The sequence below is a fragment of the Saccharopolyspora sp. CA-218241 genome (assembly GCF_050954615.1).
GTDB classification, from domain to species: Bacteria; Actinomycetota; Actinomycetes; order Mycobacteriales; family Pseudonocardiaceae; genus Saccharopolyspora; species Saccharopolyspora cebuensis.
The window spans coordinates 1,776,052-1,796,985 of sequence record NZ_CP191860.1 but is presented as its reverse complement, the minus strand read 5'-3'; the positions used below and the strand labels follow the sequence as shown (position 1 = coordinate 1,796,985).

Sequence of the window (20,934 nt, the reverse complement as noted above, 5' to 3'; positions counted from 1 at the left end):
ACCCCACGCCCCGGCACCGCGCAAATTGCCGTGGCTTCCACCACCGCGCCGACGGCGGTCCGTAAGCTCGCAACGGAGGCACCGGACGGACCGGAGGAGTGAGCACGTGCAGCCGCTGCTGGCCAGCGACCCCACCCGCGTCGGTGATTACCGGCTGCTGGCCCGGCTCGGGCGCGGCGCGATGGGCGGGGTCTACCTCGGCCGGTCCCGCGGCGGCCGCGTGGTCGCGGTCAAGGTCGTGCGCCCGGACCTGGCCGAGGATCCCGAGTTCCGCGAGCGGTTCCGCCGCGAGGCCGACATGGCCGGCTCGGTGGGCGGGTTCTGGACCGCCGCGGTCGTCGGTGCCGACCCGAACGCCGATCAGCCGTGGCTGGCCACCGAGTACGTCCCCGGCCCCACCCTGCAACAGGCGGTCTCCGACCACGGCGCGCTCCCGGAGGAGACCGTCCGCGGGCTCGCCGCCGGGCTCGCCGAGGCGCTGGTGGCCATCCACCGGGCCGGTCTGGTGCACCGCGACCTCAAACCGGCCAACGTGCTGCTCGGTCCGGACGGGCCGCGGGTGATCGACTTCGGCATCTCGCGGGCGATGACCGGCAACGCGCTGACCGCGACCGGCATGTTCCTCGGCACCCCGGGCTACTTCTCCCCGGAGCAGACCTCGGGCGGGGAAATCGCCCAGTCCAGCGACGTCTTCTCCCTCGGCGCGGTGCTCGTGTTCGCCGCGACGGCGAGCGGTCCGTTCGGCAACGACAACACGGCCGCCATGCTCTACCGGGTCGTGCACTCCGAGCCGGACCTGGCCGCGGTGCCCGACGGGCTGCGCCCGCTGCTGGCCGACTGCCTGGCCAAGGACCCCGCCGCTCGCCCGCGGCCCGAGCAGCTGCTGGACCGGATCGGCGAGACCAGCCCGCAGGGCGCCCACTGGCTGCCCCCGGTGATCAACCAGGTGATCCAGCAGCACGCCACCGAGCTGCAGCAGACCACCAGCGCCGCGCCGCCGGACACCGCACCGCCGCAGCCCGGCTCGGGCACGCGCGCCTACACCCAGGCGGGCGCGGCACCGCCGCAGCCCGGCTCGGGGACCCGCTCCTACACCCAGGCGGGCGCGGCAGCGGTCGCGGCGGGCGCGGTGGCCGAACCGGCTCCGCCCCGGCCGAAGTCGCACGGCGACTGGGCGGCCCCGAAACCACCGGCGCCGAAACCCCCGGCCCCGAAGGCCCCGGAACCACCGGCGCCGAAGGAACCGGCGTCGAAGTCCGCGGCACCGGCCCGCTCCGGCGAGGTCGCGCGACGCGACCCGATCGTCCCCGCCACCCCCAGGCACACCGCTCCGGCGAAGATCGCAGCGCGGGTCCGCGACGACGTGCCGGGCCCGGTGTTCGTCACGGCGGGCAAGGTGGCGGCCTTCCTCTGGATCCTTTGCTGCGTGCTCGTGGCCGCGGGCCTGGGCGCGCTGGCCGACCAGGTCTCCGTACTACCGAACGAACTGGACACCATCGCGTTCCAGGTCGGCTCCCTGCTGCTGGTGGTGAGCGCGGCGTGGTCGGCCGTGCGGCTGCTGGTGCCCCGGCTGAAGCTGAAGATCAACCCCGACGGGTTGCGGATCTCCCGCCTCGGGCTGCACCGGGAGATCCCGTGGAGCCAGGTGCGGCGGGTCGGCGTCGTCGGTCGCGGCAGCGCCCAGTACGTCGCGGTGTGGCCGGTGGAGGGGGCGGCCAAGCCGGGCACCCGGCCCTGGCACCTGGTCCGGTCCTACCACGGCGGCTACCGGGTGTACCCGATCGGGGACACCGGGGGTTGGTTGCGGCGGCGCCAGGAGATCCGGCGGGTGCGGTCGGCATTGCAGGACCACGCCCCCGCGCTCTACGACTCCCGGCTGAGCTGACCGCCGACGCCTGGGCTCAGCCCACCGCGGGGAGCAGGCAGACCGGGCTGGGCACCGGCTCCGGGCGGCCCAGCGGGGTCAGCCGGCCGTCCTCGGCCAGCGCGAAGGGCTGCACGGCGTCGCTGTCCTGACCACCCGCGAACAGCACGTCGCCCGCCGGGGACAGCGCGATGTGCCGGGGCGCGGCGACCCCGGCGGAGACGATCTCGACCAGCCGGAACTCGCCGTCGGCGGAGTCCAGGCTGAACACCGCGAGGCTGTCGTGGCCCCGGTTGGAGGCGATCGCGAACCGCCCGTCCGGGGTGATGACGAGTTCCGCCGCGAGGTTCGGCCTGCCGTACCCGGGCGGCAGCGTGGACAGGCTCTGCTCGGCGCGCAGTGCGCCGGTCGAGCCGTCGTAGCCGAACTCGGTGACCGACGACTCCAGCTCGCTGATCAGGTAGGCCCGCTCCCCGTCCGGGTGGAAGGCCAGGTGCCTGGGCCCCGCGCCCGGGCGGGTGCGCACCTGCTCGCGCGGCGTGAGGCGCCCGGTGAGCGGATCGAAGCCGTAGCCGTGCACCGAGTCGGTGCCCAGGTCGACGGCGAAGACGAACCGCCCGGAGGGGTCGGGCAGCACCTGGTGCGCGTGCGGGGACTCCTGGCGTTGCGGGTTCGGGCCGCGACCGCGGTGCCGCACCACGTCGCACGGCTCGCCCAGCGCCCCGCCGAGTTCGACGGGGTGGACGGCGACGGTGCCGGACCCGTAGTTGGCGGTGAACAGGTACTCGCCCGACGGGTGGACGCTGAGGTGGCACGGCGCGGCACCGCCGGACGACCGCCTGCCGAGCTCGGCGAGCGAACCGTCCGGGCGCACCGCGAAGGCCGCCACCTCGCCGTCGTCCTGCTCGCTGACCGCGTACAGCGCACCGCCGTCCGGCGAGGCGGCCAGGAAGGAGGGATCGGCCAGCTCCGCGAGCAGACCGTCGTCGCGCACCGCCCCGCGCCGATCGGCGCGCAACGCCCGGATGCCGCCCGCCGCCGCCTCGGTGCCGGTGTAGGTCCCCAGGTAGATCCGGTACGCGCCGTCGTGGGCCACCGCGTCACGCTCCTCGTGGTTGTGGCCACCGCAGCGGTGGCCGTCCCGCCATGGTGGCAAGGAGCGGCACGACCGGAAACCGCGGCTCCGGGCACGGCGGCTCCGGGTCCCGTGGACAACGTTCCGCCACCGACCCGCCGAACTGCGCAACGAAGTGCTGCCGGGAGCAACGGTCAGCGGCTGAAATCTTCGCCGCGCGGCCATAACCTGAGCGCATGACCACCGCCCGCTCCGCCCTCGGAGCCTCCCCGGCCGCGACGCGTTCGCGCGAGTTGGACGAGCGCTACGGGGCGCACAACTACCACCCGCTGCCGGTCGTGCTCGCCGACGGCGACGGCGCGTGGCTGACCGATGTGGACGGGCACCGCTACCTGGACTTCCTGGCGGGCTACTCGGCGCTGAACTTCGGCCACCGGCACCCGGACCTGGTCCGCGCGGCCACCGAGCAGCTCGGCAGGCTGACCCTGACCAGCCGGGCCTTCCACCACGAGCAGTTCGGGCCGTTCTGCCGCGACCTGGCGGAGCTGACCGGGACCGACCGGGTGCTGCCGATGAACTCCGGCGCGGAAGCGGTGGAGTCGGCGATCAAGGTCGCCCGGAAGTGGGCCTACGAGGTGCGCGGCATCCCGGCGGATCAGGCCGAGATCGTCGTGGCCGGCGGCAACTTCCACGGCCGCACCACCACGATCGTGTCGTTCTCCACCGACGAAGTGGCCCGCGCCGGGTACGGCCCGTTCACCCCGGGCTTCGTGCTCACCCCGTACGGCGACGCGGCGGCCGTCGAGGCGGCGATGACCGAGCGCACCGCCGCCGTGCTGGTCGAGCCGGTCCAGGGCGAGGCGGGCGTGGTGGTCCCGCCCGCCGACTACCTGCCCGCGCTGCGCGCGCTGTGCGACCGGCGCGGCGCGCTGCTCATCGCCGACGAGATCCAGTCCGGACTCGGCCGCACCGGGGAACTGCTGGCCTGCGACCACGACGGCGTCCGCGCCGACCTCTACACCCTGGGCAAGGCGCTGGGCGGCGGCATCCTCCCGGTCTCGGCGGTGGTCGGCCGCGACGACGTGCTCGGCGTGCTGCGGCCGGGCAGCCACGGCTCGACCTTCGGCGGGAACCCGCTGGCCTGCGCGGTCGGGCGCGCGGTGGTCGACCTGCTGCGCACCGGCGAGCCGCAGCGGCGTTCCCGCGAGCTGGGCGCGCACCTGCACGCGCGGCTGGCCGAGCTGGTGGGGCGCGGGGTCACCGAGGTGCGCGGCCGCGGCCTGTGGGCCGGGGTGGAGCTCGCCCCGGGCGGCCCCACCGGCAGGCAGGCCGCCGAGGCGCTCGCCGCGCGCGGCGTGCTGTGCAAGGAGACCCAGGAGAGCACGCTGCGGCTGGCACCCCCGCTGGTGATCGAGCGCGACGACCTGGACGCGGGCCTCGACGCGGTCGCCGACGTGCTCGGCCGCTGAAACCCGCCCACCCCCGTCCGGGACTCGGCGAACTCCCCGGCGCGGTCAGGACTTGGCGAGGTCCCGGGAGAGCGCGGTGAGCCTGCTGATCGCCCGCAGGTACTTCTTGCGGTAGCCGCCCTCGAACATCTCCTGGGTGAACATCTCCGACAGCGGCACGCCGGAGGACCGCACCGGGATCGCCCGGTCGTAGAGCCGGTCGGCCAGCGCCACCAGGCGCAGCGCCACGTCCTGGTCCCGCGCCGGGCGCACCCCGCGCAGGTGCACGGCGCTGAGGCCGTCGAGCAGCCTGCCGTACTTGGAGGGGTGGACCCCGGCCAGGAAGTCGCACAGCGGGGCGAAGTCGTCCAGCGCGGCGCCGTCGGTGCCCTCGGCCAGCTCGGTGAGGGCGTCGTCGGCCATCGGCGGCGGCGCGTCCGGCAGACCGCGGTGCCGGTAGTCCGGACCGTCCACCCGGACCACGGCGAAGCGGGCCGACATGGCGTGGATCTCGCGGAGGAAGTCCTGCGCGGCGAACCGCCCCTCCCCCAGCTTGTCCGGCAGCGTGTTCGAGGTGGCCGCGACGTGCACGCCCGCGTCGGTGAGCTTGGCGACGAGCTGGGTGACCAGCATGGTGTCACCCGGGTCGTCGAGCTCGAACTCGTCGATGGCCAGCAGTCGGTGCTCGGAGAGCCGGCGCACGGTCTCGGCGAAGCCCAGCGCGCCGACCAGGTTGGTCAGCTCGACGAAGGTGCCGTAGGACTTCGCGCCCCGCACCGCGTGCCAGGTGGAGGCCAGCAGGTGGGTCTTCCCGACCCCGAAGCCGCCGTCGAGGTAGAGGCCGGGCAGCCCCGCGGGGCGCGCCCGCCCGCGGCCGAAGAGCCCGCGCAGCCAGGAGGTGCTGGGGGTCCCCGCGTCGACCTGCTCGGCGAACGCGCGGCAGGCCCCGACGGCCTCGGCCTGGCTCGGCTCGTCCGGGTTCGGCAGGTAGCTGTCGAACCGGACCGCGTCGAACCGCGGCGGCGGGGTCATCGCCTGGACCAGCTCGTCCGGGGTGACCTCGGGCCGGCGGTCGACCAGGCGCAGAGCACTCATGCGGGTGACTCTATCGCCGCGGCACCCTGCTCCGGGACGGCGCCCGGGGTGCTCCTCATCACCGGAACGGACGATCGAAACGCCAGGTCACGACCGTGATCGACCCGGCGCGGGCAGGTCCCGGCCGACGTGGTGGGATGCCCGCGTGGACAGGCTCTGGCCGGTGGACGGCGCCGCGACGGCGGCCGACCTGGAGGACTTCTACCGCTACCCCGCGACGCCGGACCGCCCGTGGGTGCGGGTGAACTTCGTGTCCAGCCTGGATGGCGCGGTCGCGGTGGACGGCAGCTCGCGCGGCCTGTCCGACCCCGCCGACCGGTCGGTGCTGACGCTGCTGCGGGACCTCGCCGACGTGATGCTGGTCGGGGCGGGCACCGCCCTGGTCGAGGGGTACCAGGGGCTCCGGAGCACCGCGGCCCGCCGGGAGCGCCGCGCCCGGCTCGGGCTGACCGGGGTGCCGCCGGTGGCCGTGGTGAGCGGGAGCGCGGCGGTGCCGCCGGACTCGCCGCTGCTCACCAGCACCGAGATTCCTCCGATCGTGTTGACCTGCGCCGCCGCTCCGGCGCAGCGGCGGCGGGCGCTGGCCGAGGCCGGTGCCGAGGTGGTGCTCGCCGGGGACGGCGGCGTGGACCTCCGCGCCGCGCTGGACGCGCTGGCGCGCCGGGGGCTGCGGCGGGTGGTCTGCGAAGGCGGGCCGACGCTGTTCGGGCACCTGGTCGATGCCGACCTGGTCGACGAGCTGTGCCTGTCGCTGGCACCGGTGCTGGCGGGCGGCGACGCCGGGCGCATCGCCCGCGGGCCGCTGCCCCGCTCCCCGCTGCCGATGCGGTTGGCCGGGGTGCTGCACGCGGACTCGCTGCTGCTGCTCCGCTACCGGCGAACCGGGTCCTGAGCGCGGTCCCGCTCCGCCACGAGGCGAGTTCCGCACCCGACGCCGAGAATCGGGGAGTCGCACCGCGTCGGCGGGGTACCCGGGGGTACCGGCCGACCGCCCTGGTGTGATATCGGCCACAACACCGCGAGCCTCGGACGTGCGGCGCATCCGACCTCGTACCGACCCCGCCGAAGCGACCGGCGCGGCGACAGGAGAGGAGCTGACGGCAATGACCCAAGGGAGCGGAACCCAGGGCGCCCAGAGCACCGGGACGCAGAGCACCGGGAAGCAGGGCACCGGGGAGCAGAGCGGCGGGAGCACCATCCCGCAGAGCCGTTCCGGCGACTCCCCCGCCCGGACGTCCGAGGGCGTCCAGGGCAAGACCACGATCGCGGCCTCCGTGGTGCAGAAGATCGCCGGCATCGCGGCCCGGGAGATCTCCGGCGTGTACTCGATGGGCGGTGGCGTGTCCCGCGCCTTCGGCGCGCTGCGCGAGCGCATCCCGGGCGGCAGCGGCACCTCCTCGACGCCCGGCGTGGCCGTCGAGGTCGGCGAGAAGCAGGCCGCGGTCGACCTGGACCTGGTGGTGGAGTACGGCGCCTCGATCGGCGAGCTGGCCCGCGCGGTGCGGCGCAACGTGGTCACCTCGGTCGAGCGGATGACCGGGCTGGAGGTCATCGAGGTCAACATCGCGGTCAACGACATCCACCTGCCGTCCGAGGACGACGAGGACAGCGGTCAGCAGGCCGCCTCCTCGCGCGTGGAGTGATCCGGCGGCGGACCGCACACCGGCCGCCGCGACCAGCGCCGAAGGGATGATCCGAGATGGCGGAACCCGACAGCACGGCGATCCGCAGCGGTGCGCGCACCGAACCGGCCGACGAGATCAGCCGGGTGGTGCTGGCGCACCCGGCGGTGGCCCGGATGCACCCGGGCCGGTTCGGCGAGACCGCCACCCCGCTGCCCGGACGCCGCGTGGACGGCGTGCGGCTGCGCGAGGACGGCGGCGTCGAGGTCTCCGTCGTGGTGCGCCTCGGCCCGCCGCTGCCGGAGATCATCGGCGAGCTGCGCACCGCGATCGGCTCCACCACCGGCGCGATGCCGGTGGACATCACCATCGCGGACGTGGTCACCGACTGATGCCGGGCCGCGACGCCGCGGCGCGGCGGGCCGCTCGCCGGGCGTTCATCCGGGCGCACCACCCGGACGTAGGCGGCGACCCGGAGGAGTTCGCCGCCGGGCTGGCCGAACTGGACCGGCGGCCGGAGGGACCCGACCGGTTCGACGCCCCGGTCGTGGTGGTGGTGGTCCGGCCCCGGGGACTGCGCGGGGTGCTGCACCGGATCGTCCGGTGGCGGGCCCGGCGGCGCAGGCCGCCCCGGGTGCGGTGATCGCGGCACCACGACGACTTCTGAAAGGTTTCGCACATGAACGCAACGAAGACAGGACTGCTGGCCGGTCTCCTCCTCGGAACCGCGGCCGCGGCGGGCGGGTTCGTCGGGTTCCTCATCGCGCTCGTGCTCGGCGCGGCCGGGCTGGTCATCGGGCGCGTGCTGGACGGGGACATGGAGTTCAGCGATCTCCTCGGCCGGGGCAGGGACCGATGACCAGCACGATGCCCCGGACCGAGCCGGACCGCGGGACCGCGGTCGAACCGACCGGTCCGCCACCCGAGGACCGGGGCCGGCTCCAGGTCGACCGCTCGGTGTTGCGCAAGATCGCCGAGTACGCCGCCGACCAGGCCCCTGACAGCGCCCGGACGCCGCGCCAGGTGGCCGGGGTCGGGATGGGCAGCCAGGGGTCGAGCGCCCGGATCACCGGCCCGGACCACCGGCTGCACGTGCGCCTCGACGTGGCGCTGCGCTACCCGACGCCGATCCGCGAGGCGGTGCGGGCGGTCCGGGAACGGGTCGGCTCCGAACTCGCCCGGATCGCCGACTGCCAGGTGCACGCCGTGGACGTGACCGTCTCGACCCTGGTCCCCGACGCCGAGGCTCCTCGGGTGCGGTGACCGCTGAACTCGGAAAGGACGTGCCATGCGCCTTCTGGTACGGCTGCTGGCGGCGTTGCTGGGCCTCGCCGTCGCCGCCCTGGGAGTGCTGATCGCCGCGGAGGCGGTGTGGGCCTGGATCCGGCCGCAGGCGGACGGGCTGGTGGTGTCCTGGCGCGCGGTGCGCTCCGGCCTCGGCGGCGTGACGTGGGCCGACACCGCGGCGCTGGTCACCGCGATCGTCGTGGGCGTGGTCGGGCTGCTGCTCCTGCTGCTGGCGACGCGCGCCGGGCGGCGGGACGTGCGGCTGCACGACCCCGCCCCGGAGGTCACCGTGATCACCGATCCGCGCTCGCTGGCCCGGCTGGTCGGCCACCAGGTCCGCGACCAGGACGGCGTGGCCCGCGCCTCGGTCACCGCGGGCGCCAAGCGGGTGCGGGTCAAGGCCACCTCCCGGTTCCGCGAGATGGGCGATCTGCGGCAGCGGCTCACCGACACCGCCCGCGACGCGGTCGGGGAGCTGCCGCTGCGCCACTCGCCCAAGGTCGCGGTCTCGGTCACCCCGCCGAAGGAGCGGCGATGACCACCGCGCGCCAGGACGCGCGCCCCAGCCGCACCCCGGCCGGGCGCAGCGCGGCGTTCGAGCGGGGTGTCGTCGTCGTGATCGGGCTGCTCGCCGTGCTGGTCGGTGCCGCGGCCGTCGTGGTGAGCACCGGGCTGCTGGGCACCAACCGGGCGCGGCGACCGGTCCTGGACCCGCTGGCGCTGCAGTGGTGGCGCGAGAACCCGCAGATCGCCTACCCGATCGCCATCGTCGGCGGTCTGCTCCTGCTGTGCCTCGGCCTGTGGTGGCTGCTGCGGGCGATGCGACCCGAGCAACGCCCGGACGTGCGGCTGGAGCAGGGTTCCGGCGGGCGCCTGACGGTCACCTCCAACGCGCTCACCGAGGCGGTGCGCGCGGACGCCGAGGAGGTCACCGGGGTCACCCGCGCCAGGGCGCGGATGGCGGGCAGCGACCAGGCCCCGTCGCTGCGCCTGACCCTGTCGCTGCAGGAGGGCACCAACGTCCGCGACGTGTGGGACGAGCTCGACGAGAAGGTGCTCGCCCGGGCTCGCGGCGCGCTGGGCACCGACACGCTGCCGACGTCGATCCGCCTCCGGCTCGACCGCGCGCCCCGCCAGCGGGTGCGCTGAGCACCTGCCCGCCTCGGCCCGACCGGCGCCGAGCGCGGTGATCGCCTAGTAGGGTCACCGGCGTGGAACCGCAGCACATCGCCGTGATCGGGTCGGGCGCCGTCGGCGGTGTCCTGGCCGCCGCCGCGCACGAGGCCGGTCACCGGGTGACCGCCTGCGTGCGCACGCCCTTCGAGAAGCTCGCGCTGGACACCCCGGAAGGCCGCCAGGAGGTACCGGCGGAGATCGCCACCGCGCCGGACGAGATCGCCGGCGCGGACTGGGTGCTGCTGAGCACCAAGGTCCAGGACGTGCCGGGGACCGAGCCGTGGCTGCGCGCGCTGGACGACGGCTCGGCTCCGATCGTGCTGGTGCACAACGGCGTCGAGCACCGCCGTTCGGTGGCCGCGTTCGGCTTGCGCGGCCCGCTGCTGCCCGCCCTGATCTACGTCGCCGCGGAGCGGACCCGACCCGGTCACGTGATCCGCCGCTCCGGCGCCCGGATGTTCGTCGAGGGCGGCGCGCTGGGCGCCCGGTTCGCGGCGCTGCTGGCCGGATCGGGGGTGCGGATCGAGGAGGCCGAGGACTTCCGCACCGCCGCCTGGCGGAAGATGCTGGTGAACATCGCGGCCAACCCGATCACCGCGCTGACCCTGCGCCGCCTCGACGTGCTGGACTCGCCCGAGGTGCGCGAGCTCGCCTCCGGGGTGCTCGCCGAGGCCGTCGCCGTGGCCAACGCCGAGGGCGCGGCGCTGAGCTGGTCGGACGCCGAGGCGGTGCTCGACGGCTACACCAAGACGTTCTCCGCCGACAGCGGCACCTCGATGCTCTACGACCGGCTCGCCGGACTGCCCACCGAGCACGACCACATCACCGGTCCGGTGGTGGCCGGTGGCCGGGAGCACGGCATCCCCACGCCGTACAACCGGACGTTGCTGACCCTGCTGCGCGCGCTGCGCCCGGCCTCCTGACCCGCGGTCCACCCGCGCAGCCGCCGTCAGCCGGGCGTCGTGCGGGTGGAACCCATCGAGGCGAGCACCACGCAGCAGACCGCCGCCCACTGCCAGCCGGTGAGCAGCTCGCCGAGCACCAGCAGCCCGGCCAGCGCCGCCACCGCCGGCTCCAGGCTCATCAGCACGCCGAAGACCCGGGGCGGCATCCGGCGCAGCGCCTCCAGCTCCAGGGAGTACGGCACCACCGACGACATCAGCGCGACCACCAGCCCGGCGACCAGCACGGTCGGGTCCAGCAGCGCGGTCCCGGCCTCGGCGACGCCGAACGGGGCGGCGACCACGGCGCCGAACGCCATGCCCAGCGCCAGCCCGGTCCCACCGCTGGTGCGGCTGCCGAGCTTGGCGCCCATCAGGATGTAGGCCGCCCACATCGCACCGGCGGCCAGCGCGAACCCGACGCCGACCGGGTCGAGCCCGCCCTCGACCCGGGACAGCAGCAGCACCCCCGCGGCGGCCAGCGCGGCCCACACCAGGTCGAGCTTGCGGCGCGAGCCGAACACCGCGACGGCCAACGGCCCGAGGAACTCGATGGTGACGGCCGCGCCCAGCGGAATGCGTTCGAACGCCTGGTAGATGCAGATGTTCATGCCGGACAGCACGGCGCCGTACCCGGCCACCACCGCCCAGGTCCGGCGGTCCAGCCGCAGCGAAGGGCGCCAGACCAGGAGCAGGATCACGGCGGCGAAGACCAGCCGCAGCGCCACCACCCCGGACGCCCCGGCCACCGGGAAGAGCTGCTTGGCGAACGCGGCGCCGACCTGGAGGCTGACGACCCCCGCCAGGACCAGCATCGGCGGCGGGATCGCGCCCATCGCCCGCGCGGTCGCGCGCAGCGGGTGCGACGGCCCACCCGACGACCACGCTCCGGCTTCCGAGCTGCTCTGCGCGACCTGCACGGCCTCCCCCTCGCTCACCGATCGGGACAGTCGTCCCACTTCCGCCCACGCACGATAACGCTCCCGCCGCGCGGTTCAACCCGTCGCGCCCGCCCCTCACCGGGGTCTCACCTCCACCGTGCGATGCTGATCGCGCCCGAGGCCACGCAGCCAGACAGGAGTACCCGTGCCGCGCTCCCCGCACCGCGCCGTGGCCGTGCTGCTGCCGCTGCTGGTGGTGGTGACGGCCTGCTCCGCGGGGCCTTCGCAGCGCCCCGCCGTGGCCTACCACGACGGCGAGCAGCAGATCGCCCCCGCGCCGCAGCCGCCGAAACCCGCCCCGGTGCCGCCGCTCGGCCCGCCCGCGCAGGACGCGCTGAGCTGGCAGGACTGCACCGAGGCGACCCGCGTCGAACTCGGCGTGCCTGCGCTACCACCGGGAACGGCGTTCTCCTGCTCCCGGCTGCCGACCACGCTGGACGCCCCCGAGGACCCGATCGGCGGCACCGCCCGCACGGCCCTGATCCGCACCGGCACCGGGCGCGTCCCGCTGGTGCTGGTCGGCGACACCCGGGGCGAACCGGGCACCGCCTTCGCCGCCCGCACGGCGCTGCGGTTGCCGCCGGAGGTGCTGAGCACCTTCACCGTCATCGGGCTGGACCAGCGCGGCACCGGCGGCTCCGACGCGGCCGACTGCATCCCGCCGCAGCAGCGGGACGCGATCGCCGGGTTCGACGCGCTCGCCACCGAACGCCCGGAGCTGGACCGGCTGCTGGACGCGGTGCGGGTGGCCAGCCAGGAATGCCTGCTCGAACTGGACGAGCGGTTGCAGGCCTACGACACCTGGCGCACCGCCGCGGACCTGGAGGAGCTGCGGCTGGAACTGCGGGTGCCGAAGCTGCACGCGATCGGCCGGGGCGAGGCCGCGCGGCTGCTGACCACCTACGCCGAGCGGTTCCCGGCTTCGGTGGGCCGGATGGTGCTCGACGGCGGACCGGACCCGACCCGCGACGCGATCGGGCAGAACGAGGCGCAGGCGCAGAGCGCGGAGCGGACCTTCGACGTGTTCGCCGACGACTGCCGGACCAGGGGCTGCCCGCTGGGGCCGGACCCGCGCGCGGCCGTCGCGGACCTGCTGGCCGCACCGCCGCCCGGGCTCCCCGGCGGTTACGTCGTGCGCGCGATGCTGCGGGGCCTGTCGGACCGGGAGCGCTGGCCCGAGCTGGCCGCGGCGCTGGCCGCCGCGCGCGGCGGCGACGGCGCCGGGATCGAGGCGATGGTCCGTCCCGTGGTGTCCTCCGACGGCGCCGATCCGCCGTGGCTGGACGGTGAGCTGATCAGGAGCTGCAACGACACGACGCTGCGGGTTCCGCCCCAGCGCACCAGCGAGATCGCGGCCGACTGGGTGGCGCGCTTCCCGCTGTTCGGCGGGGTCGCGGCGCAGCGGTTGGTGTGGTGCTCGGGATGGCCGGTGCCGCAGCAACCGCTGCCGACCCCCCGGCGTCCGGACGTGCCGCCGATCCCGGTGATCAGCACGGCGCACGACCCGCTCCAGCTCGCCCTGGGCACCGACCACCTGGCCGAGCAGCTCCCGACCGGGGTGCCGCTGAGCTGGCAGGGCGCCGGGCACGGCGCGGTGGGCCGCTCCGAGTGCGCCACCCGGGCGGTCGCCCGGTTCCTGGTGGACGGCGCGGTCCCGACCGAGGGCATGGCCTGCCCGGGCTGAGCCGGGCAGGCCGGTGCCACCGTCAGCCGCAGCTCGCGCAGCAGCCGCAGGACGGTCCGGTGCAGCTGCCGCAGCAGCTGCAGCCGCCCTGCTGGGGCGCAGGGGTGACTTCAGTGCGGTCCATTTTCGAGCCTCCCGCCTCGTGGCCTGTTCCCGGCAGTTGCGATGGTGCTCGCCCACCGAGGCGAACGAACACCGCCGCCCGAGCGAAAAGGCGGCGGCCGGACCGGTGTACCCGGGAACACATCGGTGGCGGTCGGTGACGCTTCCCCGGGAAAGTCCGCACCTCCGCGGCGAACGGGTGAGAAGATCGCGCCACCGCGAGCGCGGAGGAGCACCATGTCCGGTCCGATACCGCCGCAGGGGCGCGCGGTCCTGCTGATCACCGGCGTCCAGGCGGCGGGCAAGACGACGGTCGCGCGGCGGATCGCCCAGCGGCTGCCGAAGTCGGTGCACCTGCCGGGTGACGGCTTCCGCCGGATGATCGTGAACGGGCGGGTGGACATGGCGCCCGATCCCCCGGAAGCGGCGATCGAGCAGCTCCGGCTGCGCCACCGGCTCACCGCGAGCACCGCCGACGCCTACTTCGACGCCGGGTTCACCGTCGTCGCGCAGGACGTGGTGCTCGGCGCGCACCTCGCCGAACTTGTCGGGGCGGTGCGCAGCCGCCCGCTGCTGGTCGTGGTGCTGGCTCCCTCGATCGAGGCCGTCGCGGAACGGGACGCGGCCCGGGGCGGCGCCGCCTACGACCGCTGGGAGGTCGAGGCGCTGGACGCGGTGCTGCGGCAGCGGACGCCGCGCCTCGGGCTGTGGCTGGACACCTCGCGGCAGTCCCCCGAGCAGACCGCCGACGAGGTGCTGCGGCGGGCCTGGACCGACGCCGTCGTGTGACGAGGTCACCGGCGGGGCCGGCGCCGCGGGCGCTACCGTGGCCCGATGGAGCGCGACGGCTTCACCGACGACCTCGACGACCTCGACCCCGACGATCCGGAGGTGCAGGCCTTCGCCGCGCACCGGGACCGGATGCGGCGACCGCACTCCGAAGCGACCGTGGAAGGAATGCTGCGCGGGGTCGATGACTTCGCGCAGAGCATCAACCGCGCCGACGGCCACCGCCGGGTGGTCGCGGTGGGCGTCGTGGTGCTGATCCTGTTCGGCGTCCTGTTCACCGTGTGGAACGCGGTCGCCTTCATGTTCACCACGTTCGCGGGCTGAGCAACCGGACAACCGCCGACGACGGCGGTCCCGGTTCGCGAGTAGTGGATCAGCTCGTGCTCAGCCCCCTTCCCCCGGCCGGGCCCGGACGTCAGCCGAGCAGGCCCAGGCCTAGCAGGCCGTCGGAGTCGTCACCACCGGCGCTGACTCGGTGCTGGAACTGCCCGCGCCGTCCGGCCCGGCCCGGCCCCGGTGCTCCTGGTAGGAGACCTGCCCGTCGCCGTCGCTGTCGGCGGTGGCCACGACGTGGCTGGTCGAAGCGCCCTCCGGGCCGACCGTGGACGAGGACTGCTCGAACTCGTCGGCGGCGGCCACTCCGGTGGCACCCAGCACCAGCGGTGCGGACAGCGCGGTCGCGGCGATGCCACCGGTGATCTTGCGCATGGCGGAACTCCTCTCCTGTCCTGCGTGGGCACCGCGAGCCCGTCCCGGCTGCGCCGCGGCCCGGTCGCGGTGGGAGATCGTCGACGTTCTCCCACCCGTTCATTCGCCAGCCCCACCGGAACCGATTGGTCCCGATCGCACGGCCGCCGAAAACCGGTTGAGGCCACCACCGGTGCCGGGCACACTCACCGGGCCCGCGACCTGACCGAGAGGTGGCTGATCGGCGTGCGATTCCCGCCTCAACCGGAACGGCGATGAGCTGGCGCGACCGGGTGCTGGACCTGCGCCCGCTGCGGCGCAGCCGTCCGTTCCGCGAGCTGTGGATCGGCTCCTCGCTCGGGGCGTTCGGCCACCAGGTCGCCACCGTCGCCGTCCTGGCGCAGGTGTGGGACCTGACCCGCAGTCCGCTGTGGACCGGGGCGATCGGCCTTGCCACCGGCGTGCCGATGATGCTGTTCGGACTGCTCGGCGGGTCGCTCGCCGACGCGGTGAACCGCACGACCCTGGTCCGGTGCACCACGACCGGCCAGCTCCTCGCCGCGGCGGGCCTGTCCGCGCAGGCGCTCGGGGGCAACCGCGACGTCCTGCTGCTGCTCGCGCTGGTCGCGGTGCACACGGCGTGCGCCGGGTTGGGCGCCCCGGCCCGGCGGACGTTCCCGGTGCTGCTGCTCCCGGCCGACCAGGTCGCGGCGGGACTGGCGTTGCAGAACATCGCCTTCCAGGCGGCGATGCTGGTGGGTCCCGCGCTCGCCGGCGTCGTGCTCGCCGGGTGGGGTTACCCGGCGGCGTACGCGGTGCAGGCGGGATCGGCGGCGGTGGCGCTGGCGGCCGTGTTCCGGCTGCCCGCGCTGCTCCCGGGGACCGGGGACGGACCGCGGCGACCGCAGCGCGGCGGCTGGCGCACCACCTGGCAGCGCCCGGCCATCCGGGGCTCGCTGGCCACCGATCTCGCCGCGACCGCGCTGGCCATGCCGATGGCGCTGTTCCCGGTGATCAACGAGCTGCGCTACGGCAGCGACCCGAGCGTCCTCGGGCTGTTCTTCTCCGCCGTCGCGGTGGGCGGCATCGCCGCCGGGCTGCTCTCCGGGGCGATCACCCGGCATCGCCGCAGCGGGCTGGTGCAGCTCGGCGCGGCCTTCGTCTGGGGCCTCGCGCTGGCCGGTTTCGGCCTCGCCGCCCCGCTCTGGCTCGCCCTCGGCTGCCTGGCGGTCGCCGGGGCCGCCGACACCACCTCGGTGATCACCCGCGCCGCGCTGATCCAGCTCGAAACGCCCGACGAGCACCGGGGGCGGGTGTCGTCCGTCGAGCACGTCATCGGGTTCGCCGGACCGGAGCTCGGCAACTTCCGCGGCGGTGCGCTCGCCGCGCTGTGGTCCGCGCCGGTCGCGCTCGTCGCGGGCGGGCTCAGCGCCGCGCTCGCCGTCGCTGCCGTGGCCGCCACGCACCGCCCGCTGCGCGCCTACGGCCCGCCTACGCCCCCGGCGGAACCGGTGCCCGAGCCGACCTGACGCCGGTGGCCTTCGACTCCTTCGACGACCGGGCACGAGCGGGTGACGACCTGACCTATTAGCGTGAAGGTATGGATTCCACCGGACAGAGCCCCAAGGTCACCAAGTCCGAGCAGGAGTGGCGGGAACAGCTCAGCCCGGACGAGTACGCCGTGCTGCGCCAGGCCGCCACCGAACCGGCCTGGGCCGGCGAGTACGTGGACACCAAGACGCAGGGCGTCTACACGTGCCGCGCCTGCGGGACCGAGCTGTTCCGCAGCGAGACCAAGTTCGAGTCGCACTGCGGGTGGCCGTCGTTCTACGACCCGGCCGACACCGACGCGGTGATCCTGCGCGCGGACAACTCGATGGGGATGCGGCGCACCGAGGTCCTGTGCGCGACCTGCCACGGCCACCTCGGCCACGTGTTCGAGGGCGAGGGCTTCAGCACGCCGACCGACCAGCGCTACTGCATCAACTCCATCGCGGTCCGCCTCGAACCCGCCGAGTCCTGACCGCCCGGACGACCACCACGTTCCGCGGGTGCGGGGCACCTTCATCCGGCTTGGTCTGATGAAGGTGCCCCGCACCAGGGAAAGTCCGTCAGGGGAGGCGGTTGATCAGGTCCGCCACGTCGACCCGGTGGCCGGTGTAGAAGGGGACCTCCTCGCGCACGTGCAGCCGGGCCTCGGTGGCGCGCAGGTGGCGCATCAGGTCGACGATGCGGTGCAGCTCGTCGGCCTCGAAGGCCAGGATCCACTCGTAGTCGCCGAGCGCGAAGGAGGCGACCGTGTTGGCCCGCACGTCCGGGTAGTCGCGAGCCTCCTTGCCGTGGTCGGCGAGCATCTTCCTGCGGTCGTCGTCGGGCAGCAGGTACCACTCGTAGGAGCGGACGAACGGGTACACGCAGAGGTACTGCTTCGGCTCCTCGCCCGCCATGAACGCCGGGACGTGGCTCTTGTTGAACTCGGCCGGGCGGTGCAGCGCGACGTTGCTCCACACCGGCTCGGAGGCCTGGCCCAGCGCCGTCTCGCGGCGGAACCCGGTGTAGGCGGCCTGCACGTCCTCGATGCGCTCCGCGTGCCACCAGATCATGAAGTCCGCGTCGGCACGCAGCCCCGACACGTCGTAGACGCCGCGCACCACGACCCCGGACCCGGCCAGCGAGTCGAGGTACTCCGCGGTCTGCGCGGCGGCCTTCTCCCGGTCCTCGGGCAGGGCCCCCTGCTCGATCCGGAAGACCGACCACATGGTGTAGCGGATGGTGTCGTTGAGCTCGGCATAGTCCAGGCGCGCCATGCGCCCATCGTCCCACCGCCGGCGGATCAGCCGCCCACCAGGTCCGCCGTGATCCTGGTCGCGGCGGCTTCACCGGTGGCGATGCACGCCGGTACGCCGACCCCGTGCAGCGCCGCGCCGGCCACCGCCAGCCGGGGCACCGCCGCGACGGCCCGCTCCACGTCGGCGACCAGGTCCAGGTGGCCCGGACCGTACTGCGGCAACCCACCGCCCCAGCGCACCACCGCGCTGTCCCGCGGCTCGACGTCGACCCCGGTGAGCTCGGCGAGGTCGGCGCGGACCCGGCGCAGCACCTCCTGGTCGGACAGCCGCAGCGACTCCGCCTCGCCGAACCGGCCCACCGAACCGCGCACCAGCAGCTCGCCGCCCGCACCGCGCAGTTCGGGCCACTTGGCGCTGGAGAAGGTGAAGGCCTTGGCGGTGAACGGGGTGCCGTCGGCGTGCCGCTCGCCGCGCGCGATCAGCACCCCGGAGGAGTCCAGCGGCAACGCGTCGGGCGGCAGCGCGAGTCCGACGACGATCATCGAGGCCAGCTCCACCGCCCCGAACCGGTCGGCGGCCTCCGGGGCGACGTCGGCGAGCAGCCGCCGGGCCGACGGCGCGGGCACCGCGAGCACCACCGCGTCGGCGTCGGCGAACTCCGGATCGGGCGCGGCGCCGATCTCCAGCCGCCAACCCGCGTCGCGGCGGTGCAGGGCGCGCACCGGTGCCCCGGTCCGGATCCGCGCGGCCGAGGCGGTGCGCAGCCGGTCGAGCAGCGCGGTGTAGCCGGTGCGCAACGCGCCGAACACCGGGGGCTTGGCCGCTCCGGCGGGAGCGGGCGGCGGCAGCGCGGCGGTCGCGGCGGTGCCGATCGACCCCGCCCCGGCGTCCAGCGCGGCGGCCAGCGCGGGAATGGTCGCCCGCAGGCCCAACGAGTCTGCGCTGCCCGCGTAGACGCCGCCGAGCAGCGGTTCGACGAGCCGGTCCACCACCTCGGCGCCGACCCGCTCGCGCAGCAGCGCGCCGACCGCGACGTCGGCACCGCCCAGGTCCAGCGGCGGCAGCCCGGCTTCGGCCTCGACCGCCCGGACCCCGGCGGGCGAGAGCAGCCCGCGCACCTGAGCCACGTCCGAGGGCACGCCCATCACGGTGCCGCCGGGCATCCGGTGGGTGCCGCCGCCCGCGCGGATCCGCGAGGACGCACCGCTCGGGTGGACCACCTCGTCGGCCAGGCCCAGCTCCTCGGCGAGCCGGAGCACCTCCGGCCGCCGCGCCAGGAACGCCTCGGCGCCCAAGTCGAACGGGCGCCCGGCGAGTCGCGCCGTGCGCAGCTTGCCGCCGAGCCGGTCGGCCTGCTCGTGCACGACGATCTCGGCCGAGTCGCCCAGTTCCCGGCGCAACCGGTGGGCGGCGGTCAGCCCGCTGATCCCGCCCCCGACGACGGCCACCCGAGGCATCAGCCCTCCAGCGAGTGCACGAGCTCGACGACCCGGGTCAGCACCTCCGGGTCCGTGGTCGGGAGCACGCCGTGGCCGAGGTTGACGATGTGGCCCCCGGCGGCGCGGCCCTCGGCGACGATCCGCCGCACCTCGGCCTCGATCGCGTCCCACCCGGCGAACAGCAGGGCCGGGTCGAGGTTGCCCTGCACCACCGGCGGCGGCGCGTCCGGCATCGCGCCCTCGAGCCTGCGGACCGCGGTGTCCAGCGGGATGCGCCAGTCGACGCCGACCACGTCGGCACCGGCCTGCCGCATCGAGCCGAGCAGCTCCCCGGTGCCCACCCCGAAGTGGATCTTCGGCACGTCGGCGACCTCGGCGACCCCGGCGAAGATCCGCCGGCTGTGCGGGAGGACGAACTCCTGGTAGTCGCGCAGCGACAGCGCCCCGGCCCAGGAGTCGAAGAGCTGGATCGCGTCCACCCCGGCGGCGAGCTGGGCGCGCAGGAAGGTCAGCGTCGTGTCGGCCAGCTTCTCCAGCAGCGCGTGCCACGTCCGGGGCTCGGAGTGCATCAGCGCCTTGGTGCGCTCGTGGTTGCGGCTCGGGCCGCCCTCCACCAGGTAGGACGCCAGGGTGAACGGGGCGCCGGCGAAACCGATCAGCGGAGTCCGGTCCAGCTCGTCCAGCAGCAGCCGCACCGCCTCGGCCACCGGGGCGACCTGCTCCGGGTCCAGCGACGGCAGCCGCTCGACGTCGGCGGCGGTGCGCACCGGATCGGCGACGACCGGGCCGGTGCCCGCGACGATGTCCAGTCCGACGCCCGCGGCGTAGAGCGGCAGCACGATGTCGCTGAACAGGATGGCGGCATCCACCCCGTGCCGCCGGACCGGCTGCGCGGTGATCTCGCGGACCAGCTCCGGGGTGAGGCAGGCCTGCAGCATGGGAACGCCCTCGCGGACCTGCCGGTACTCGGGCAGCGACCGGCCGGCCTGCCGCATGAACCAGACCGGGGTGCGCGTGGGCCGGCCTCCCCGGGCGGCGACGAGCAGCGGGGCGTCGGCGAGGTCCCGGCGGGCCGAGACCGGAGCGGAATGCGTCATGGGGATGTCGTGTCCGTACGTCTGGAGGGGTCCTGCCGCGGCCGGGTCGGCGACGGGGCGACGGCCTGTGCCGGGCAATCTTCGCACGCACCCGGCGGCGCCGTGGTCCGCCGGGTTGCTCTCCCGGCGCGCCTCCGACACCGGCTCCCGGCGGGCGCCTACAGTTCCGCCCCGTGACGGAGATGTCGGCGGCGCCCGAGCTCTTCCGGAAGGCGGTCGTCGCGCTGACGTCGTCCCGCCCGCGCGCGGAGATCGAGGTGACCGCGGTCGGAGCGCCCAAGCGGCTGGCGCCGTGGTCCTACGCGCTCGCGGCCGAGGCGAACGGCCCCTCCGGCGAGCTCGCCACCGCGCGGTTGGTGGTGCTGCACGACCCGGAGGGACAGCAGGCGTGGGACGGCGTGCTGCGGCTGGTGGTGTACCTGCGGGCCGAACTCGACCCCGAGGTGGCGTCGGACCCGCTGCTGCCCGCCGTGGGCTGGTCCTGGCTGACCGACGCGCTGGAGGGCTCCGGTGCCGCGCACACGGCGCTGGGCGGCACGGTGACGCAGACGTCCTCGGCCCGCTTCGGCGACATCGCCGGCCCCAGCCGCACCCACGACCTCGAGCTGCGCGGCTCGTGGACGGCCACCGACGTGCACCTGGACCTGCACGCCGCGGCGTTCCACGACCTGATGTCCAGCGCGGCGGGCCTGCCGCCGGAGGGCGTCGCGGTGTTCGGCCCGCGGGCGGCGGAACCGTCCCGGCGCGACTGAGCAGCGGCCCGGGCGGGGAACCGACCGCGGGACGGCTCCCGGCGCGGGGGAGCCTCGCGGCGGACCGGTCGGGCGGCCCCGGAGCACGAGCGGCGGGCGCGCAGCTCGGTCACGCAGAGCGACGACCGGACACGCCAGGTGGCGAC

At 75.2% G+C, this 20,934-nt stretch carries 24 protein-coding genes; 17 read left to right on the top strand and 7 right to left on the bottom strand.

The features are described from left to right. The first annotated feature begins 106 nt into the window (after window positions 1-106). Window positions 107-1,885, top strand: coding sequence for a serine/threonine-protein kinase (locus ACQP0T_RS08785; protein WP_433872116.1), 1,779 nt, complete (start codon window positions 107-109; stop codon window positions 1,883-1,885). Between the two features lie 16 nt (window positions 1,886-1,901). Here the strand turns inward: ACQP0T_RS08785 and ACQP0T_RS08780 are convergent, their stop codons facing one another. After that, the gene (locus tag ACQP0T_RS08780; RefSeq protein ID WP_433872115.1) at window positions 1,902-2,960 is read right to left on the bottom strand and encodes a lactonase family protein; all 1,059 of its coding nucleotides are present in this window, start codon (window positions 2,958-2,960) and stop codon (window positions 1,902-1,904) included. Between the two features lie 215 nt (window positions 2,961-3,175). Here ACQP0T_RS08780 and rocD point away from each other — a divergent pair, with 215 nt between their 5' ends. Then, entirely contained in the window at window positions 3,176-4,408 is a 1,233-nt protein-coding gene (rocD, locus tag ACQP0T_RS08775) for an ornithine--oxo-acid transaminase (RefSeq protein ID WP_345367871.1), read from the top strand. 45 nt (window positions 4,409-4,453) lie between these two features. Here the strand turns inward: rocD and zapE are convergent, their stop codons facing one another. Beyond that, entirely contained in the window at window positions 4,454-5,482 is a 1,029-nt protein-coding gene (gene zapE / locus ACQP0T_RS08770) for a cell division protein ZapE (RefSeq protein ID WP_433872113.1), read from the bottom strand. Between the two features lie 145 nt (window positions 5,483-5,627). On the opposite strand from zapE, the gene ACQP0T_RS08765 reads away from it, so the two are divergent. The 9 genes from ACQP0T_RS08765 (at window position 5,628) to ACQP0T_RS08725 (ending at window position 10,490) form a co-directional block, all read left to right on the top strand. Continuing rightward, window positions 5,628-6,374: a pyrimidine reductase family protein gene (locus tag ACQP0T_RS08765; protein ID WP_433872111.1), complete on the top strand. Its 747-nt coding sequence runs from the start codon at window positions 5,628-5,630 to the stop codon at window positions 6,372-6,374. A gap of 211 nt (window positions 6,375-6,585) precedes the next feature. After that, the gene (locus ACQP0T_RS08760; RefSeq protein ID WP_433872109.1) at window positions 6,586-7,125 is read left to right on the top strand and encodes an Asp23/Gls24 family envelope stress response protein; all 540 of its coding nucleotides are present in this window, start codon (window positions 6,586-6,588) and stop codon (window positions 7,123-7,125) included. A 56-nt stretch (window positions 7,126-7,181) separates the two neighbouring features. Next, window positions 7,182-7,496, top strand: coding sequence for a hypothetical protein (locus ACQP0T_RS08755; protein ID WP_345367867.1), 315 nt, complete (start codon window positions 7,182-7,184; stop codon window positions 7,494-7,496). Beyond that, entirely contained in the window at window positions 7,496-7,747 is a 252-nt protein-coding gene (locus ACQP0T_RS08750) for a hypothetical protein (RefSeq protein ID WP_433872107.1), read from the top strand. The genes ACQP0T_RS08755 and ACQP0T_RS08750 overlap by 1 nt, the downstream gene beginning before the upstream one ends. 36 nt (window positions 7,748-7,783) lie before the next feature. Beyond that, entirely contained in the window at window positions 7,784-7,963 is a 180-nt protein-coding gene (locus tag ACQP0T_RS08745) for a hypothetical protein (protein ID WP_345367865.1), read from the top strand. After that, on the top strand, window positions 7,960-8,367 hold the full coding sequence (locus tag ACQP0T_RS08740; protein ID WP_433872106.1) for an Asp23/Gls24 family envelope stress response protein: 408 nt from the start codon (window positions 7,960-7,962) through the stop codon (window positions 8,365-8,367). The genes ACQP0T_RS08745 and ACQP0T_RS08740 overlap by 4 nt, the downstream gene beginning before the upstream one ends. A gap of 25 nt (window positions 8,368-8,392) precedes the next feature. Then, complete coding sequence (locus tag ACQP0T_RS08735; RefSeq protein ID WP_433872105.1) at window positions 8,393-8,929, top strand: DUF6286 domain-containing protein; 537 nt, start codon at window positions 8,393-8,395, stop codon at window positions 8,927-8,929. Further along, window positions 8,926-9,540 (top strand): alkaline shock response membrane anchor protein AmaP, encoded by a 615-nt coding sequence (gene amaP, locus ACQP0T_RS08730; protein WP_433872103.1) that lies wholly within the window; start codon window positions 8,926-8,928, stop codon window positions 9,538-9,540. Before ACQP0T_RS08735 ends, amaP begins: the two co-directional genes overlap by 4 nt. 62 nt (window positions 9,541-9,602) lie before the next feature. Beyond that, window positions 9,603-10,490, top strand: a complete 888-nt coding sequence (locus ACQP0T_RS08725) for a 2-dehydropantoate 2-reductase (RefSeq protein WP_433872101.1) — start codon at window positions 9,603-9,605, stop codon at window positions 10,488-10,490. A gap of 26 nt (window positions 10,491-10,516) precedes the next feature. Here ACQP0T_RS08725 and ACQP0T_RS08720 read toward each other — a convergent pair whose 3' ends face one another. Continuing rightward, window positions 10,517-11,344, bottom strand: a complete 828-nt coding sequence (locus tag ACQP0T_RS08720; RefSeq protein ID WP_433873638.1) for an EamA family transporter — start codon at window positions 11,342-11,344, stop codon at window positions 10,517-10,519. Between the two features lie 250 nt (window positions 11,345-11,594). On the opposite strand from ACQP0T_RS08720, the gene ACQP0T_RS08715 reads away from it, so the two are divergent. The 3 genes from ACQP0T_RS08715 (at window position 11,595) to ACQP0T_RS08705 (ending at window position 14,348) form a co-directional block, all read left to right on the top strand. After that, a complete protein-coding gene (locus tag ACQP0T_RS08715) occupies window positions 11,595-13,133 on the top strand; it encodes an alpha/beta hydrolase (RefSeq protein WP_433872099.1) in 1,539 nt (512 codons plus the stop codon). Between the two features lie 339 nt (window positions 13,134-13,472). Continuing rightward, the gene (locus ACQP0T_RS08710) at window positions 13,473-14,024 is read left to right on the top strand and encodes an AAA family ATPase (protein ID WP_433872098.1); all 552 of its coding nucleotides are present in this window, start codon (window positions 13,473-13,475) and stop codon (window positions 14,022-14,024) included. A 45-nt stretch (window positions 14,025-14,069) separates the two neighbouring features. Continuing rightward, window positions 14,070-14,348, top strand: coding sequence for a hypothetical protein (locus ACQP0T_RS08705; protein ID WP_345367858.1), 279 nt, complete (start codon window positions 14,070-14,072; stop codon window positions 14,346-14,348). 111 nt (window positions 14,349-14,459) lie between these two features. On the opposite strand, the gene ACQP0T_RS08700 is transcribed toward ACQP0T_RS08705, so the two are convergent. Beyond that, the gene (locus ACQP0T_RS08700) at window positions 14,460-14,732 is read right to left on the bottom strand and encodes a hypothetical protein (RefSeq protein WP_433872096.1); all 273 of its coding nucleotides are present in this window, start codon (window positions 14,730-14,732) and stop codon (window positions 14,460-14,462) included. A gap of 254 nt (window positions 14,733-14,986) precedes the next feature. On the opposite strand from ACQP0T_RS08700, the gene ACQP0T_RS08695 reads away from it, so the two are divergent. Next, complete coding sequence (locus tag ACQP0T_RS08695; protein WP_433872094.1) at window positions 14,987-16,240, top strand: MFS transporter; 1,254 nt, start codon at window positions 14,987-14,989, stop codon at window positions 16,238-16,240. 71 nt (window positions 16,241-16,311) lie between these two features. Then, window positions 16,312-16,734 (top strand): peptide-methionine (R)-S-oxide reductase MsrB, encoded by a 423-nt coding sequence (gene msrB / locus ACQP0T_RS08690; RefSeq protein WP_345367855.1) that lies wholly within the window; start codon window positions 16,312-16,314, stop codon window positions 16,732-16,734. An 88-nt stretch (window positions 16,735-16,822) separates the two neighbouring features. Here the strand turns inward: msrB and hemQ are convergent, their stop codons facing one another. From hemQ to hemE, 3 genes are read right to left on the bottom strand one after another with little or no spacing between them, the layout of a single operon-like run. After that, the gene (gene hemQ / locus ACQP0T_RS08685) at window positions 16,823-17,518 is read right to left on the bottom strand and encodes a hydrogen peroxide-dependent heme synthase (RefSeq protein WP_345367854.1); all 696 of its coding nucleotides are present in this window, start codon (window positions 17,516-17,518) and stop codon (window positions 16,823-16,825) included. Window positions 17,519-17,544: 26 nt separating this feature from the next. Next, a complete protein-coding gene (gene hemG / locus ACQP0T_RS08680) occupies window positions 17,545-18,957 on the bottom strand; it encodes a protoporphyrinogen oxidase (RefSeq protein ID WP_433872093.1) in 1,413 nt (470 codons plus the stop codon). Beyond that, on the bottom strand, window positions 18,957-20,036 hold the full coding sequence (hemE, locus tag ACQP0T_RS08675; RefSeq protein ID WP_433872092.1) for a uroporphyrinogen decarboxylase: 1,080 nt from the start codon (window positions 20,034-20,036) through the stop codon (window positions 18,957-18,959). The genes hemG and hemE overlap by 1 nt, the downstream gene beginning before the upstream one ends. Before the next feature lie 173 nt (window positions 20,037-20,209). Here hemE and ACQP0T_RS08670 point away from each other — a divergent pair, with 173 nt between their 5' ends. After that, the gene (locus ACQP0T_RS08670; RefSeq protein ID WP_345367851.1) at window positions 20,210-20,788 is read left to right on the top strand and encodes a DUF3000 domain-containing protein; all 579 of its coding nucleotides are present in this window, start codon (window positions 20,210-20,212) and stop codon (window positions 20,786-20,788) included. Window positions 20,789-20,934 lie beyond the last annotated feature (146 nt).

Bases quoted from the DNA above. Each gene is read 5' to 3' on its own strand.
- msrB (WP_345367855.1), top strand. From the start codon at position 16,312: ATGGATTCCACCGGACAGAGCCCCAAGGTCACCAAGTCCGAGCAGGAG.
- ACQP0T_RS08755 (WP_345367867.1), top strand. From the start codon at position 7,182: ATGGCGGAACCCGACAGCACGGCGATCCGCAGCGGTGCGCGCACCGAA.
- ACQP0T_RS08750 (WP_433872107.1), top strand. From the start codon at position 7,496: ATGCCGGGCCGCGACGCCGCGGCGCGGCGGGCCGCTCGCCGGGCGTTC.
- ACQP0T_RS08760 (WP_433872109.1), top strand. From the start codon at position 6,586: ATGACCCAAGGGAGCGGAACCCAGGGCGCCCAGAGCACCGGGACGCAG.
- ACQP0T_RS08740 (WP_433872106.1), top strand. From the start codon at position 7,960: ATGACCAGCACGATGCCCCGGACCGAGCCGGACCGCGGGACCGCGGTC.
- rocD (WP_345367871.1), top strand. From the start codon at position 3,176: ATGACCACCGCCCGCTCCGCCCTCGGAGCCTCCCCGGCCGCGACGCGT.
- ACQP0T_RS08700 (WP_433872096.1), bottom strand. From the start codon at position 14,732: ATGCGCAAGATCACCGGTGGCATCGCCGCGACCGCGCTGTCCGCACCG.
- ACQP0T_RS08695 (WP_433872094.1), top strand. From the start codon at position 14,987: ATGAGCTGGCGCGACCGGGTGCTGGACCTGCGCCCGCTGCGGCGCAGC.
- ACQP0T_RS08720 (WP_433873638.1), bottom strand. From the start codon at position 11,344: ATGGGCGCGATCCCGCCGCCGATGCTGGTCCTGGCGGGGGTCGTCAGC.
- ACQP0T_RS08735 (WP_433872105.1), top strand. From the start codon at position 8,393: ATGCGCCTTCTGGTACGGCTGCTGGCGGCGTTGCTGGGCCTCGCCGTC.
- hemG (WP_433872093.1), bottom strand. From the start codon at position 18,957: ATGCCTCGGGTGGCCGTCGTCGGGGGCGGGATCAGCGGGCTGACCGCC.
- hemE (WP_433872092.1), bottom strand. From the start codon at position 20,036: ATGACGCATTCCGCTCCGGTCTCGGCCCGCCGGGACCTCGCCGACGCC.
- hemQ (WP_345367854.1), bottom strand. From the start codon at position 17,518: ATGGCGCGCCTGGACTATGCCGAGCTCAACGACACCATCCGCTACACC.
- ACQP0T_RS08705 (WP_345367858.1), top strand. From the start codon at position 14,070: ATGGAGCGCGACGGCTTCACCGACGACCTCGACGACCTCGACCCCGAC.
- zapE (WP_433872113.1), bottom strand. From the start codon at position 5,482: ATGAGTGCTCTGCGCCTGGTCGACCGCCGGCCCGAGGTCACCCCGGAC.
- ACQP0T_RS08745 (WP_345367865.1), top strand. From the start codon at position 7,784: ATGAACGCAACGAAGACAGGACTGCTGGCCGGTCTCCTCCTCGGAACC.
- amaP (WP_433872103.1), top strand. From the start codon at position 8,926: ATGACCACCGCGCGCCAGGACGCGCGCCCCAGCCGCACCCCGGCCGGG.
- ACQP0T_RS08710 (WP_433872098.1), top strand. From the start codon at position 13,473: ATGTCCGGTCCGATACCGCCGCAGGGGCGCGCGGTCCTGCTGATCACC.